This window comes from Nocardia sp. NPDC051570 (assembly GCF_044454005.1).
Classification (GTDB): Bacteria; Actinomycetota; Actinomycetes; order Mycobacteriales; family Mycobacteriaceae; genus Nocardia.
In genome coordinates, this window is sequence record NZ_JBITDI010000010.1 from 16,432 (window position 1) to 30,413 (window position 13,982).

16 protein-coding genes are annotated in these 13,982 nt (G+C 68.0%); 10 read left to right on the forward strand and 6 right to left on the reverse strand.

Annotated elements, in window-relative coordinates:
• Nucleotides 1-126: 126 nt before the first annotated feature.
• From ACIA76_RS24760 to ACIA76_RS24770, 3 genes are all read right to left on the reverse strand, one after another.
• Entirely contained in the window at nucleotides 127-444 is a 318-nt protein-coding gene (locus ACIA76_RS24760) for a hypothetical protein (RefSeq protein ID WP_397154574.1), read from the reverse strand.
• A gap of 89 nt (nucleotides 445-533) precedes the next feature.
• Complete coding sequence (locus tag ACIA76_RS24765; RefSeq protein WP_397154576.1) at nucleotides 534-1,955, reverse strand: lipase family protein; 1,422 nt, start codon at nucleotides 1,953-1,955, stop codon at nucleotides 534-536.
• Between the two features lie 265 nt (nucleotides 1,956-2,220).
• Nucleotides 2,221-3,015: a tetratricopeptide repeat protein gene (locus tag ACIA76_RS24770; protein WP_397154578.1), complete on the reverse strand. Its 795-nt coding sequence runs from the start codon at nucleotides 3,013-3,015 to the stop codon at nucleotides 2,221-2,223.
• A 96-nt stretch (nucleotides 3,016-3,111) separates the two neighbouring features.
• On the opposite strand from ACIA76_RS24770, the gene hemB reads away from it, so the two are divergent.
• From hemB to ACIA76_RS24790, 4 genes are all read left to right on the forward strand, one after another.
• Nucleotides 3,112-4,089 carry a porphobilinogen synthase gene (gene hemB, locus ACIA76_RS24775; protein WP_397154580.1) on the forward strand — a complete coding sequence of 326 codons (978 nt, stop codon included), beginning with the start codon at nucleotides 3,112-3,114 and terminating at the stop codon, nucleotides 4,087-4,089.
• The gene (locus ACIA76_RS24780; protein ID WP_397154582.1) at nucleotides 4,086-4,604 is read left to right on the forward strand and encodes a hypothetical protein; all 519 of its coding nucleotides are present in this window, start codon (nucleotides 4,086-4,088) and stop codon (nucleotides 4,602-4,604) included. The genes hemB and ACIA76_RS24780 overlap by 4 nt, the downstream gene beginning before the upstream one ends.
• Nucleotides 4,605-4,878: 274 nt before the next feature.
• Nucleotides 4,879-5,373 carry a hypothetical protein gene (locus ACIA76_RS24785; protein ID WP_397154584.1) on the forward strand — a complete coding sequence of 165 codons (495 nt, stop codon included), beginning with the start codon at nucleotides 4,879-4,881 and terminating at the stop codon, nucleotides 5,371-5,373.
• Complete coding sequence (locus ACIA76_RS24790) at nucleotides 5,373-5,609, forward strand: hypothetical protein (RefSeq protein WP_397154586.1); 237 nt, start codon at nucleotides 5,373-5,375, stop codon at nucleotides 5,607-5,609. The genes ACIA76_RS24785 and ACIA76_RS24790 overlap by 1 nt, the downstream gene beginning before the upstream one ends.
• A gap of 4 nt (nucleotides 5,610-5,613) precedes the next feature.
• Here ACIA76_RS24790 and ACIA76_RS24795 read toward each other — a convergent pair whose 3' ends face one another.
• Nucleotides 5,614-6,000 (reverse strand): hypothetical protein, encoded by a 387-nt coding sequence (locus ACIA76_RS24795; RefSeq protein WP_397154587.1) that lies wholly within the window; start codon nucleotides 5,998-6,000, stop codon nucleotides 5,614-5,616.
• A gap of 218 nt (nucleotides 6,001-6,218) precedes the next feature.
• On the opposite strand from ACIA76_RS24795, the gene hemL reads away from it, so the two are divergent.
• From hemL to ccsB, 6 genes are all read left to right on the forward strand, one after another.
• The gene (gene hemL / locus ACIA76_RS24800; RefSeq protein WP_397154588.1) at nucleotides 6,219-7,556 is read left to right on the forward strand and encodes a glutamate-1-semialdehyde 2,1-aminomutase; all 1,338 of its coding nucleotides are present in this window, start codon (nucleotides 6,219-6,221) and stop codon (nucleotides 7,554-7,556) included.
• 68 nt (nucleotides 7,557-7,624) lie between these two features.
• Nucleotides 7,625-8,230, forward strand: a complete 606-nt coding sequence (locus ACIA76_RS24805) for a histidine phosphatase family protein (protein ID WP_397155057.1) — start codon at nucleotides 7,625-7,627, stop codon at nucleotides 8,228-8,230.
• A gap of 53 nt (nucleotides 8,231-8,283) precedes the next feature.
• The gene (locus ACIA76_RS24810) at nucleotides 8,284-8,874 is read left to right on the forward strand and encodes a TlpA disulfide reductase family protein (protein WP_397154589.1); all 591 of its coding nucleotides are present in this window, start codon (nucleotides 8,284-8,286) and stop codon (nucleotides 8,872-8,874) included.
• A gap of 85 nt (nucleotides 8,875-8,959) precedes the next feature.
• A complete protein-coding gene (locus ACIA76_RS24815; protein ID WP_397154590.1) occupies nucleotides 8,960-9,781 on the forward strand; it encodes a cytochrome c biogenesis CcdA family protein in 822 nt (273 codons plus the stop codon).
• Nucleotide 9,782: 1 nt separating this feature from the next.
• Nucleotides 9,783-11,411 carry a cytochrome c biogenesis protein ResB gene (locus ACIA76_RS24820; RefSeq protein WP_397154591.1) on the forward strand — a complete coding sequence of 543 codons (1,629 nt, stop codon included), beginning with the start codon at nucleotides 9,783-9,785 and terminating at the stop codon, nucleotides 11,409-11,411.
• A 2-nt stretch (nucleotides 11,412-11,413) separates the two neighbouring features.
• Nucleotides 11,414-12,379 carry a c-type cytochrome biogenesis protein CcsB gene (gene ccsB, locus ACIA76_RS24825; RefSeq protein ID WP_397154593.1) on the forward strand — a complete coding sequence of 322 codons (966 nt, stop codon included), beginning with the start codon at nucleotides 11,414-11,416 and terminating at the stop codon, nucleotides 12,377-12,379.
• Nucleotides 12,380-12,424: 45 nt separating this feature from the next.
• Here the strand turns inward: ccsB and ACIA76_RS24830 are convergent, their stop codons facing one another.
• Both ACIA76_RS24830 and ACIA76_RS24835 read right to left on the reverse strand, forming a co-directional pair.
• Nucleotides 12,425-12,880, reverse strand: coding sequence for a hypothetical protein (locus ACIA76_RS24830; RefSeq protein ID WP_397154595.1), 456 nt, complete (start codon nucleotides 12,878-12,880; stop codon nucleotides 12,425-12,427).
• Between the two features lie 230 nt (nucleotides 12,881-13,110).
• Nucleotides 13,111-13,980 carry a LysR substrate-binding domain-containing protein gene (locus ACIA76_RS24835; RefSeq protein WP_397154597.1) on the reverse strand — a complete coding sequence of 290 codons (870 nt, stop codon included), beginning with the start codon at nucleotides 13,978-13,980 and terminating at the stop codon, nucleotides 13,111-13,113.
• Between the last annotated feature and the right edge of the window lie 2 nt (nucleotides 13,981-13,982).

Consider the following 13,982-nt stretch of genomic DNA (forward strand, 5'->3'; position numbering starts at 1 on the left):
GGGGGGGGGGGTGGGTGGTCGTGCCCCCGCCCCCCCCCCCCCCCCCGCGGGCGCGCCGCGCCCCCCCCCCCCCCCCCCGCCGGCCCCCCACCCCGCCGGAGCGAAGCGGAGGCAAAACAAACACAGCTATCTCCGGGTTCTCATCAGGTCGCGGACCAGGCGGCAGGTCTTGTCCGAGGGTGGGCGGATGCCGACGAGGTCGGCTGTGCGGCGGATCTTTTCGTTATCGGCCAGGCTTGCGCGGTAGGTGCCCGAATCGAGCATGGCGATGGCCAGGCGCATGGCCTTGAGCCTGCGGTTGTGGGTGACGTACCAGGACCGCGGGCGGCCCGGCGGCAGGCGGCGCTTTTCCAGCGGCGCGTAGGGCCGATCGATGATCGTCGATGTGGTGGCCACGAGATCCTCCCCTCGGGTCGGGGATTCCGGCGAATCCCCTTCGAACACATCTTCGATTCTACTCGGGGGCACCGACAAAAACGCGTCCCCGACCGGGCGGATGCCTGGCCGGGGACGCGGGACGAATCGTGCTGTGACTACTGACGGCTCGCGGCGTCGACCGCCTGCTGGGCGATCGCGACCACGCGCGGGCCGACCTGCTCGTCGAACCGGTCCTTGGCCTCACCCTCGAGGGCGATGCCCGCCACATCGTTGCGGATGCAGTGGTCGGCGACCGGAACACCGTCGAACCGATCCTTCATCCAGGACATTACGCGCGGCTGCGCCATCACGAACAGGCTGAAGCCCTCGTTGGCGTGCGTGCGGTTGTATTCCACGCGCGCCTGGGGATCCCGGCAGTAGTTGTCGACGAGTTCGTTCACCGAGCCGACCGGTGCGACCCAGTCCGGATTCGAGTGATAGATGAACATCGGTGTCTTCGGAGTGTTCCGGCCCATCTTGAGTTTCGACAGCACCGCCGCGGGCACCGGTTCGCGCACCATATCCGGAACATCGAACAGCCCCTTGATATTCAGGAAGGGGAAGAATGCCGTCACCGACCATCCCATGCACACCGTGCTGGTCGGGCCGATCATCGCCTTGCCCAGCGGATTGAGATGCAGCTGGAAGTATTGGTCGAGTTCCGGATATTCGCGCGCCACGCCGAGCACGCCCGCATAGATGAGTCCGGCCGCCAACTGACCGTTCGCGAGATCGACCATGGTGGTCATATCGGCGGGTGTGCCGCCCTCGGCCACGCCGACGACCTTCAGTTCCGGTGCGTAGCTGTCCCACAGTTCCGCGGCCCAGCCCGCGGCGATCGCGCCGCCCGAATTACCCACCAGGCCGACCAGAGTATCGCGGCCGCGCTCCAATCCCATCGCGGCGAAGTTCTCCGCAGCCCGCACACCGTCCAGCACGATCTGTCCGGCCAGCGGACCGGCGCCGAAGGCATTCTGCGGGCCCTCGTGATCGGGAATGGACACCGCATATCCGTGTGCCAGCGCGTAGAGCGGGATCAGCATTTCCAGGCTCGGCTCGACCGTACCGGCGTAGTTCGGCGGGATCGAGGCCTGCTGGACGAAGTAGGACGGCGCGCAATGCGGCGCCAGCGAATCCTCCGCGGCCTGATACGAGAGCAGGTTGGTCGGCCTGCTGCCGCGCGGCTTCAGCACCGTGGTGATCGCGGCGATCGGTTCGCCCCGGCTGTTGTTGGAGCGATAGGAGATCTGCCAGCCGTCGACGTCCATGGGAATCAGCGAGAAGAACGACGGCACCATTTCCCGGGCCGCGATGATCTCGCCCGGTTGCTTCGAGGCAACGATATCGCCTGCCGGATAATAGAATCCGGGATCGTGGCCGGGATAGTGCCCGAGCACGCCGGTATCGAATCCCGGAACGGGTGGTGGCACCGGGAACGGTAGCTGCGGGAAGACCGGATACGGCGACTGCCCATTGTTGTCGTCGGCGGACGCGTTTCCGATCGATACCAGTTGTGCGACGGCCACAACTGCCGCCACTGCCAGCGACAGTCGGGCTGAACCCTTATGCGATCGAGGTTTCGGCATCCTGAACGTAATCCCTTCGGCTGAGTGAAACACGTTCCAGCTGGAATGATCCACCGAACATCCTGGAGTTACGCCGTATTCGACATCGCTTGGTCGCCCAGTTCCCGAAGCACCTGTCCCTCGGCGAAACTCGCCGCAATGATGGTTGGTGGTGCGAATCATTTCACGGCCGCAGCGGAATTCCTGTGCATTGACTGTGAAATCGCGTGTCGCCGCGTCACATATCGTGCAGAACGTCCAGTGCGCGGGGATATCCCAGTGCGGCGGCGCGCTCGAGCCAGAGCCGGGATTCGGCCCGTGCCACGGGATCGGTGGGTTCCGCGTCCAGGAACAGCGCCAGATGGAACATGGACTCGCCGTCATCGGCATCCGCGCCGAGCCGCAGCCAGCGCTCGGCTTCGTCGGCGCGATCCAGTTCCAGGGAGATCGCCCCGAGTACGGCGAAGGCATCCGCCCGCCCGCGCCGCGTGGCCTCGACGAGAAGTTCGGTGGCGCGGTCGATCTCGCCGCGGCGCGCGAGCCGCAGGCCGAGATTGCGCATGCCCGTAGGGTTTCCGGCCTCGGCGGCCCGGCCGTACCAATACTCGGCCTGGTCGTCGTCGCCGCGTCGATCGGCCAGCGCGCCCAGATTGCACATCCCCTCCGGCAATCCCGCCTCGGCCGCCCGGCGCAGCCACGGCTCGGCCGCGTCCAGATTGCCGCGTTCGAGATGGATTGCGCCGAGCTGATATTCGGCCGCCGTGAGTCCGGTGTACGCGGCCCGTTCGAGCCATTCCAGGGCCTCGGCGACGCGCCCGTCCGCCCATGCCGACTCGCCGAGCCGACCCAGGGCGACGGCGCTGCCCAGTTCGGCCGCGTGCCGCAGCCAGCGCTCGGCCTCGCCCCGCTCGCCCGCCTGGGCCAGTCGCTGGGCGAGTAGTTCGGCCGCCGCCGGATCCCCGCGTTCGGCCGCGGCCCGCAGCGCGCGTAGCGCGGGGTCGTCGGATGAAGACTGTTCGTCTGGCTCGGACATGCCTGCTCCCGGGTCGTCCTTGCCAGGAGTATGCCCGGTCACCCCGGGACCGAGGTGCCTGCGACACGCCCGCTAGCGGGGCGTATCGTGCGGTTCATGACCGGAATGGACCGCCCGCGGCGGTTGCGTCGTACCCCCGCGCTGCGCCGCCTCGTGGCCGAAACAACGCTGGAACCAAGGCATTTGGTGCTGCCGATGTTCGTCGCCGACGGACTGGCCGAGCCCCGCGAGATCGGCTCGATGCCCGGCGTCGCGCAGCATTCGATGGATTCGCTGCGCAAGGCCGCGGTCGAGGCTGTCGACGCCGGTGTGGGCGGCCTGATGCTGTACGGCGTGCCTCGGCCCGAGGACAAGGATCCGACCGGCAGCGGGGCGAGCGATCCGGACGGCATCCTCAACCGCGGCCTGCGCGCCCTGGCCGAGGAGGTGGGCGATGCCACCGTCGTCATGGCTGATACCTGCCTGGACGAATTCACCGACCACGGCCACTGTGGCGTGCTGGCGCCCGACGGCTCGGTCGACAACGACGCCACCCTCGAGCTCTATATCGATATGGCCATCGCCCAGGTCGAGGCGGGCGCAGATCTGCTCGGGACCAGCGGCATGATGGACGGCCAGGTCGGCGCGATCCGTGCGGGGCTGGATGCCGCCGGACATCTCGACGCGGGCATCCTCGCCTACACCGCCAAATACGCCTCGGCGTTCTACGGCCCGTTCCGCGAGGCCGTGGCCTCCTCGCTGCAGGGCGATCGCCGCACCTATCAGCAGGATCCGGCCAATCGCCGCGAGGCGATCCGGGAACTGGAGCTGGATCTGGCCGAGGGCGCCGATATCGTCATGGTGAAACCGGCCATGTCGTATCTGGACATCCTGCGCGATGTGGCCGACCGATCCGATGTGCCGGTGGCGGCCTATCAGATCTCCGGTGAATACGCGATGATCACCGCGGCCGCGGAACGCGGCTGGATCGATCGGCGCGGCGCCATTCTGGAATCGCTCACGGGGATCCGCCGGGCGGGCGCGGATATCGTGCTCACCTACTGGGCGACCGAGGCCGCACACTGGCTGTCGTGAATCCATTACCTCCGCCGGGCCCGACCGGCCCGATCACGATGCCGACCGATGTGCGCACCGCGAGTCAGTTGTGGTGGGGTGTCGTGGGTTTCGGGGTGCTGCGGTTGATCCTCGGCGCGATCGAGCGTTTCGCCGGGCGGCACGATCTCGCGCGTCAGCTCTACGACCAGGTGCATGCGCAGGAACCGCAGGCCGGTCTGGCCGAGGTCGAGATGATGGTCGCCCTGCTCGAGGTGGTGATCGTGGTCTTCGGCCTGGGGCTCGCGGCCGGGGCGGTCGCGGTGGTGTTCCAGGCGCGCCACGGAAAGCTGTGGGCGCGTACGGTGCTCGATGTCGCCGCCGCGGTGCTCGTACTGGGTGCGTTCGGCGCGCTGTTCGGACTCGGTTCGGTCACCGGCACGATGCAGATGCTCACCGGCGCGGCAGCGATCCTGCAGGCCGTACTCGCGGGTGGGGCCGTATTTCTGTGCCATCGAATGGAATCCGAGGCTTACTTCCGGATGAACATTCGGTGAGACAAGCTGCCGAGTTTGTCGCGGACCGCCCAGGATGTATCGTGAGGGTTGTCACAGAGGACTTGGGAACCGGAAGCCGCGGCCCGGGCGTTGATCTTCGGATGGCGTCGTGTGGCCCGCTCCGGGAGAGCGGAGGCATTGATGCGCGTGGTGATTCAGCAGCCGCAAAGCCTTCGGCGCGATGTGCTGGTGTTGAGTTTGCTCATTCTGTTCGGCCTGCTTACCTTGGCCGGTCTGCTGATTCCGAGTGCCGTCGGCTGAATTCCGCGCGCGCATGACCGACGCCGCGCCTGCCGTTCTGTTCACCGAGCCCGGCGCCCGCTGGCGCACGATCGCCTACGGCCCGCTGCTCTGTCTGGTCGTGCTGATCCTCGAGCTTGTGCTGCGCGGTGAGGTGCACTGGTTCGGCCTGGTCTTCTGCGCCGCGCTGTTGGCCGGATTCGTCTGGCTGCAGGTGATCGCGGGCCGTCGGCACGTCAGCGTGGAACTCACCGACACCACCCTGCGCGAGGGCGGGGAGGTGCTGCCGCTGAGCGCGATCGACCGCGTACTACCCGAACGGGACGAGGACGCCTGGGACGATGAGCCCTGGCAATCGGCCCGTGCACTGGGCGAACTCACCGGTGTCCCGCGGCGGCGCAAGGGCATCGGCCTGAAACTGCGCGACGGCGGCATCGTGCAGGCCTGGGCGCGTGATCATCTCCGACTGCGCGAGGAGTTGACCGCGGCCGTGGACCGGCTGCCCGAGGGCGACGAGGAGGTGCGTTGATGCGACGGCTGTGGATCGTCGTCGACGTGGCGCTGATCGTGCTGTGCCTGGGCGCGGCGGTGCCGAGCTGGCGCAACGGGATTCACACCACCGCGTTCGAGGCGTCGGGCGATCTGCCCGCCTTCGAGGCCACCCGCTATGTCGGGCCGTGGCTGGGTGCGGCCGCCCTGCTGGTGGCCGTGGCGGGGGTGGCCCTGGTCGATCTGGTGGCCCGCTGGGCGGGCCGGACGCGATGAGCGCTCAGCTCCAGCGCTGGTAGATATCGACCAGGCGTGGTCCGTGGCTGCCCGGGGCGTCCAGATACAGCGTCACCGTGCCGTCCGGATGTTCGGAGGCCTCTTGGATCACCTGCCGCAGCGTGGCGTGGATGCCGCCGTTGTCGTCGCGGTACAGCTGGGTATCCGGGCGCAGACCCGCACCCATTCGAGTCGGCGGCACGATCATGCCGATCAGCGCCGGCAGTGGGCCGTCGGCCAGGGCGGCGGTCTCGTCATGGGAGAAGGTGATGCCGATGCGGCCCTGGTCGGGCGTGGCGATCGGGGTCACGGCCGCGGCGGTGCCGACCCCACCTAGCGTGGCAGTGGCCGCAATGGTGAACAGGGTGGCGCCGAACAAGATGGTTCGCATGAAATCCCTCCCGGCCGTCGACGTGTGATGGCTCCGAGGGTACGCATCAGCAATCGATCAGCGATCGATCTGAGGCGAAACCGGCTCCGGCGTGTTGCGGTTGCGTTCGGCCGCTGTGGTTTTCGTCACGATGGTGAGTTTGCCGAGCGTAGTGCGGTGACTCACCGCACTACACCCTGTCGTCGACCGGTCGCGGGCGGGCTGCGACACTGGGTGCCGTGAGTTCTTCTCCGCGCGCGACCCAGGTGAGGGTGCCGGTCTCCGCCCGACTGTTCGACCGTGCCGCCGCGGTCATCCCCGGCGGGGTCAACTCGCCGGTCCGGGCGTTCAAATCCGTCGGTGGTACACCGCGATTCATCTCCTCGGCGCGCGGCTGCACCCTGACCGACGCCGACGGCAACGACTATGTCGATCTGGTCTGCTCGTGGGGTCCGATGATCCTGGGCCACGCCCATCCCGATGTGGTGGAGGCCGTGCGCCGCGCCGCCGGCAGCGGGCTGTCGTTCGGCGCGCCGACCGAGGCGGAGATCGAACTGGCCGAGGCCATCGCCGCGCGGGTCGAGCCGGTGCAGCGGGTGCGGCTGGTGAACTCCGGCACCGAGGCGACCATGAGCGCGGTGCGATTGGCCCGCGGCTTCACCGGGCGCGGCAAGATCATCAAGTTCTCCGGCTGCTATCACGGTCACGTCGACGCGCTGCTGGCCGACGCGGGCTCGGGTGTGGCGACGCTCGGCCTGCCGACCTCGCCGGGCGTGACCGGCGCACAGGCCGCCGACACCATCGTGCTGCCCTATAACGACCTCGACGCGGTGGCCGCGGCCTTCGCCGAGTATCCGGATCAGATCGCCTGCGTGATCACCGAGGCCGCGGCCGGGAATATGGGCGCGGTCGCGCCGCTGCCCGGATTCAACGCGGGCCTGCGGCGACTGACCGAACAGCACGACGCGTTGCTGATCATGGACGAGGTGATGACCGGCTTCCGGGTGAGCCCGGCGGGTTGGTACGGCCTCGAGGGCGTGGCCGGGGATCTCTACACCTTCGGCAAGGTGATGAGCGGCGGCCTGCCCGCGGCGGCCTTCGGTGGCCGGGCCGACATCATGAACCGCCTCGCCCCGATCGGCCCGGTCTATCAGGCGGGCACGCTGTCCGGAAATCCGGTCGCGGTCGCGGCCGGACTGGCCACCCTGCGCGCCGCCGACGACGAGGTGTACGCGACGCTCGATCGAAATGCCGAACGCCTGGGCGCCCTGCTCACCGGGGCCCTGACGGCCGCGGACCTCGCGCATTCGGTCCAATTCGCGGGCAATATGGTGAGCGTGTTCTTCGCCGATCGTCCGGTGACCGACTACGCCGCCGCCAAAGCCAGCCAGACCTGGCGGTTCCCGGCGTTCTTCCATGCCCTGCTCGACCGCGGCGTCTATCCGCCGCCGAGCGCATTCGAAGCGTGGTTCGTCTCCGCCGCCCTCGACGAGGACGCATTCGACCGAATCGCCGCCGCCCTACCCGCCGCCACGGCGGCCGCGGCCGCGGCAACACCCGAAGGACCCAGCGCGTGAGTGATCCCGGACACCCCGAATCATCCTCGGACCCAACCGAACCCGTCCCCGAGACCATCGTGCACGTGATGCGCCACGGCGAAGTGCACAACCCGAGGGGGATCCTGTACGGGCGGCTGCCCGGATTCAGCCTGTCGGTCGCGGGCCGCTCGCAAGCCGCGGCCGTGGCGCGTTCGCTGACCGATCACGATCTGACGCTGGTGGTGGCCTCGCCCCTGCAGCGCGCGCAGGAGACCGCGGAACCCATTGCGGCACAGCATGGTCTGCTCATCCGGACCGACGACAATCTGATCGAGGCGGGCAACACCTTCGAGGGCCTGCGGGTTTCGGTCGGCGACGGCGCACTGCGCAAGCCGCGGCACTGGTGGAAGCTGCGTGATCCGTTCACCCCGTCCTGGGGCGAGCCGTATCTGCAGATCGCGCACCGGATGCTGGCCGCGGTCAACAAGGCGCGGGTGGAGGCGGCCGGACATGAGGCGGTGCTGGTCTCGCATCAGCTGCCGGTGTGGACGCTGCGGCGCTTCCTGGAGGGTAAGCGGCTCTGGCACGATCCGCGGCAGCGGCAGTGCTCGCTGGCATCGATGACTTCCCTTGTGTACCAAGGGGATACGCTCATCGATATCGTTTACTCCGAACCCGCCGGTGGTTCGGACCCGCGGGTGACGGGAGCGTGATCGGGCGGCTGCTCGGTAGGTCCGCGGGGTCGGCCCCACGGGCCGCTCGGCGCGTGTGGCCGATCCTGCTCGCCTGCGCCGCCCTGATCGCGGCGCTGACCGGCTGTTCGACCGGTAAGGATGCCGTCGCTACCGGAGGCACCTTCGATTTCGTCTCGCCCGGCGGTAAGACCCGGATCTTCTACGACCCGCCCGCCTCGCGCGGCACGATCGGCAGGCTGGCCGGACCGGATCTGATGACCGACGGCAAGACCATCTCGGTCGACGATTTCCCGAATCAGGTTGTGGTGCTGAATCTTTGGGGCCAGTGGTGCGGCCCGTGCCGCGCCGAGGCGCCCGCGCTGGAGAAGGTCTACGAACAGTCCAGGGCGCGCGGGGTGACCGTACTCGGCATCAACGTCCGAGATCCGCAGCAGGACAAGGCCCGTGACTTCGTGATCAGCAATCACGTCGGCTATCCGTCCATCTACGATCCCGAACTGCGCACCCTGCTAGCCCTCGGCGGGAAGTTCCCGACCAGCGTCATCCCGACCACCCTCATCCTGGACCGCCACCACCGCGTGGCAGCGGTCTTCCTACGCCCCCTACTGGCCGAAGACCTCCAACCGGTCATCGACACCATCGCCGCGGAGCCCCCCCAGTGACCCCCCATCGCCGCACCCCTTCCGACGCTTCGCACCCCTTGCGGGCGTCCACAGCCGGTGCGAAGCGCGAGAAAGGGTGCGGGGATTGGTGATCTTGGCTTCTGTGGGGGATACGTTTCAGGAGACCGCGGCTACGGGGCCGTTGGTGTTGGCGCTGGGGGCTTGTGTGCTGGCGGGGCTGGTGTCGTTCGCTTCGCCGTGTGTGGTGCCGCTGGTGCCCGGATATCTGTCGTATCTGGCCGGACTCGTGGGCGGCGAAGCGCCGCCGGTGACCGTCGCCGAGGCGAAGGGGGCGCAGGCCGCGCTCGTGCGGAAGGCCGCGCGGGCTCGGGTGGCGGGGGCGGCCGGACTGTTCGTCGCGGGATTCACCGTGGTGTTCGTGCTCGCGTCGGTGACCGTCTTCGGTGTCATCCAGACCCTGAATGTGAATCGTGAACTGCTGCAACGCATCGGCGGTGTGGTCACGATCGTGATGGGCCTGGTGTTCCTCGGCCTCGTTCCGGCGCTGCAGCGCGATACCCGGATGCATCCGCGGCGATTGACCGGCATCGTCGGCGCCCCGCTGCTGGGCGCGGTCTTCGCACTCGGCTGGACCCCGTGCCTCGGCCCGACGCTGTCGGGCGTGATGGCCGTCTCGGCGGGCACCGAGGGCACGACCGCCGCGCGCGGTGTGGTGCTGATCGTGGCCTACTGTCTCGGCCTGGGCCTGCCGTTCGTGATCCTGGCGTTCGGCTCGGCCAGCGCGCTCCGGGGCGTGGGCTGGCTGCGCCGCAATTCGCGCACCATTCAGGTGATCGGAGGAATCCTGCTCGTGGCCGTCGGTATCGCGCTGGTCACCGGCGAATGGGACCAGTTCGTCGGGTGGGTGCGCAACGTTTTCGTCTCTCGAGTGACTTTGCCTATCTGACATGACCACAACGATGACAACACCCGACCAGAGTCCTGCCCGAGCGCCGCGGCAGTCGCTGCCGCGCCGCGCGTTCGCGCTGCTGCGCAATACCTGGCGCGGGCTGACCAGTATGCGCACCGCGCTGATGCTGCTGTTCCTCTTGGCGCTCGCGGCGATTCCGGGCGCCCTGCTGCCGCAGCGAAGTCTCAACGCGCAGAAGGTCGATCAGTACATCGCCGACCGCTCGACGCTCGGTCCATGGATGGATCGACTGCAGCTGTTCGACGTGTTCTCCAGCTTCTGGTTCACGGCGATCTACGCGCTGCTGTTCATTTCGCTGGTGGGTTGCATCCTGCCGCGCGTCTTCGATCACTATCGGGCGCTGCGCACGCCGCCGGTCAAGGTGCCGCGCAACCTGTCACGGCTGCCGCATCACCATTCGACGACCGTGACCGCCGCGCCCGCGGATGTGATCGCCAAGGCGCACAAGGATCTTCGCGGCTGGCGGGTCGTCGAGCGCACCTCCGGCGACGAGGTGACCCTCTCGGCGGAGAAGGGCTACTTCCGCGAACTCGGGAATATCGTGTTCCATCTGGCGCTGGTGGGGCTGCTCGTGGCGATCGCGGTGGGCAAGCTGTTCGGCTACGAGGGCACGGTCATCGTGGTCGCCGACAATGGGCCCGGTTTCTGCACCACCTCGACCGCGGCCTTCGATTCCTTCCGCGCGGGCCGGGTGAACGACGGCACCGGGCTGTCGCCGGTCTGTGTGCGGGTCAAGGACTTCAAGGCCGACTATCTGCCCAACGGGCAGGCCGAGATGTTCACCGCGAACATCTCCTATCAGGCCGGCGCGGATGTGGCGAGCAATACCTGGCGTGACACCACGATACAGGTCAATCATCCGCTGCGGGTCTCCGGCGACCGGGTCTACCTGCAGGGACACGGCTACGCGCCGACCTTCACCGTCACCTATCCCGACGGGCAGACCCGCTCGGAGACCGTGCAGTGGCGTCCCGACGACGCCACCACCTTCCTGTCCAGCGGCGTCATGCGCTTCGATCCGCCCGGCGGCATGTATTCCAGCGAGGACGAGCGGCGCAAACACCAGATCGCGATCGAGGGCCTGTTCGCTCCGACCGCGCTGCTGCACGGCAACCTGCTGACCTCCTCCTACCCCGCGCTGACCGATCCGGCCGTGGCCGTGGACATCTACCGCGGCGAGACCGGCCTGGACACCGGCCGCCCGCAGTCGCTGTTCGCACTGGATCCGGAGATGATCAAGCAGCAGCGACTGGTCAAACAGCAGCGGGTGAACCTGAAGCCGGGCGAGTCGGCCACGCTGTCCGACGGCACCAAGGTGACCTTCGACGGTGCGAAACAGTTTGCCAATCTGCAGGTTTCGCATGATCCCGCACAGGGCTGGGTACTGGCATGCGCGCTGACGATGATGGCCGGACTGCTGATATCGCTGCTGGTCAAGCGCCGGCGAGTGTGGCTGCGCGCCTACCCGGACTCCCGCGGGCCCGATGAACGACGTACGGTAGTAGAGATGGGCGGTCTGGCCCGCACCGATCAGGCCGGATGGGGCGGCGAGTTCGACCGCCTGCGCACACGATTGATGGGCGATTCGCAGAGCACGGGAGAGTGAACATGCCGATCGACGAGACTCTCGCCGGTTACAGCAATCTGGCGTTCAAGTCGGCGTGGGTGGTCTATGTCCTAGTGCTCGCGCTGCTGATCGTGCAGTACTCCTCCGCGCGCACCAACGAGACCGCGGCGCGCGAGTTGGTGCCCGCGGGCGGTTCGGATCGTCCGGCCGGCCCGGGCCGCATCGAGCCCGTACCCACCCGCTCCACGGCCGAACGCTTCGGCAATATGGGCTTCGCGGTTCTGTTCGTGGCGATCGGACTGCATCTGGCGTCGATCGTATTGCGCGGCTTCGCGACCCATCGGTTCCCGCTGGGCAACATGTACGAATTCATCGCCATGGCCACCGCCGCGGCGATGGTGACCGGCGTGGCGTTCATGCGCGAGCGGCGCTACCGGTCCATGTGGGTCTTCCTGCTGGTGCCGGTCCTGATCCTGATGTTCCTGGCCGGCCAGGTGCTCTACGCCGAGGCCGCCCCCGTCGTCCCCGCCCTGAAGTCCTACTGGCTGCCCATCCACGTCACGGTCGTCAGCACCGGCAGCGGCATCTTCCTGCTCTCCGGCGTCGCCAGCCTGCTGTTCCTGCTGCGTCTGCGCGAACCCGAGGGCAGTGAATCCGACAACATCCTCGGCAGGATCGCCCGCCGCCTCCCCGACGCCCGCACCCTGGACCGCCTGGCCTACCGCACCACCATCATCGGCTTCCCCATCTTCGGCGGCGGCGTCATCCTCGGCGCCATCTGGGCCGAATCCGCCTGGGGCCGCTTCTGGGGCTGGGACCCGAAGGAAACCGTCTCCTTCATCGCCTGGGTCATCTACGCCGCCTACCTCCACGCCCGCGCCACCTCCGGCTGGCGAGAAACCAAGGCCGCGTGGATCAATGTCGCGGGGTTCGTGGCGATGTTGTTCAATCTGTTCATCATCAACATCGTGGTGTCGGGTCTGCACAGTTATGCCGGGTTGAACTGAGTTTTCCGCCCGAGGCCCCGGCGCTGGGCGCCGGGGCCTTTCGCGTTATTCCGCGGGCCGGGGCGGCGCCTGGAAGGACGCCATGAAGCCGCTGGCGAAGGAGCCGAGGCTTTTGCCGAGGTCGGACAGTTGCTGGTCGTCGAGTTTCGGCATGGGCTGGTCGGGATTGCCGGGGGCGGTCGAGTTTCCGTCGGTACCGGTGGAGTTTCCGCCGGCGCCGAGGGCGCCCTTGAGGGTGTTCAGGGCTTCGCCGAGGTTGGCGCCGTCAGCATCCGAGGTGCCCTTCTGTGACTTCGTCTTGCCGTTTTTCTTCGTCTTGCCCTGTGTGACAGAGCCTTCGTCGGTCATCGCGGTGTTCTTGCCGTGACCGAGATGGGTGGTGGTTTCCGTGCTCGCGACGGGGGCCGCGGAGGTCGTGGTCGCGAATACTGCCGGAAGCAGCAGGGCGGCGCAGACAGCGGTGGTCTGCGCGAGGAGGTGAAAGCGGCGGGTACCGGACATGCTGTGGATGAACTCCTTCGGTCGGGAAAGCGGACGGGGCTCTACGGGACCAGCAGGCTGACCACCAGGTCGAGCACCCCGCCGACGAGGTGGCCGATCATCCGTAAGAGCATGGGTTCTCCTTGGCTGTTTCGAGGTATCGAAATGGACCTGTGCCGGTTATGTATTCGACGCGGGTCTGATTCCGGATGGGAATGGTTTCGCGGAATTCCTAGGACAATGCAGAATTCCTAGGACAATTCGGTCGCTCGGTGCAGCGCCCGCCGTGCGGCGGCGATTACCGGATGTTCCCCTGTCCCACGGCGATACGCCAAATGCGTGCGCCGCCGAATCGGCATGGGCGTGAGCACGACCTCGCCGGGCACATCGAGTGCCCCGAGATCCGGCACGAACGCCACACCCTGCCCCGCCGCGACCAGGGCCAGCACTGTGCCGAAATCGTCGGCGTGATGGCGGATGCGCGGCGCGAAACCGGCTGCCGCACACGACCTTATCGTCATGCGATGACACAGCGTGCCGGGTGTGCCCGCGATCCACGGCGAATCGCGATGCGCGGCAAGGGAGTCCGAAACCAGGGCGGCGAGATGGACCGTCTCCTCCAGATAAGGCTCGGTCGCCAGGCCGATTTCGGGTTCGGCGGGCACGTAGTCGTATTCCTGCAGCAGTGCGATATCGAGGGTGCCGGCGCGCAGCGCGTCCGCGGCATCGGCCGGATCCAGTTCCGAGACAAGCAGTTCCAGCCGGGGATGGTCGCGGCTGAGGGCGACCAGGGCGGGGGACAGGATCGCACGCACGGCGGTGGGGAACGCCCCGATCCGCAGCGTTCCGGTGAGTTCGGTTCGGGCGGCGGCGAGTTCGGCTGCGGCCTGCTCGAGCACCGCCAGAATCGTCTCGGCATGTTCGACCAGGCGCAGTGCGGCCGGGGTGAGCGCGACGCTGCGGCCGGTCCGCTCCAACAGCGGCACCCCCGCCTCCCGCTCCAGCGCGGCCAGCTGCTGGGACACCGCCGAGGGGGTATAGGCCAGTGCCTGGGCCACGGCCGCGATTGTCCCGCGCCGGGACAGTTCCCGCAGCAGCCGCAACCGTCGCGCATCGAGCATCA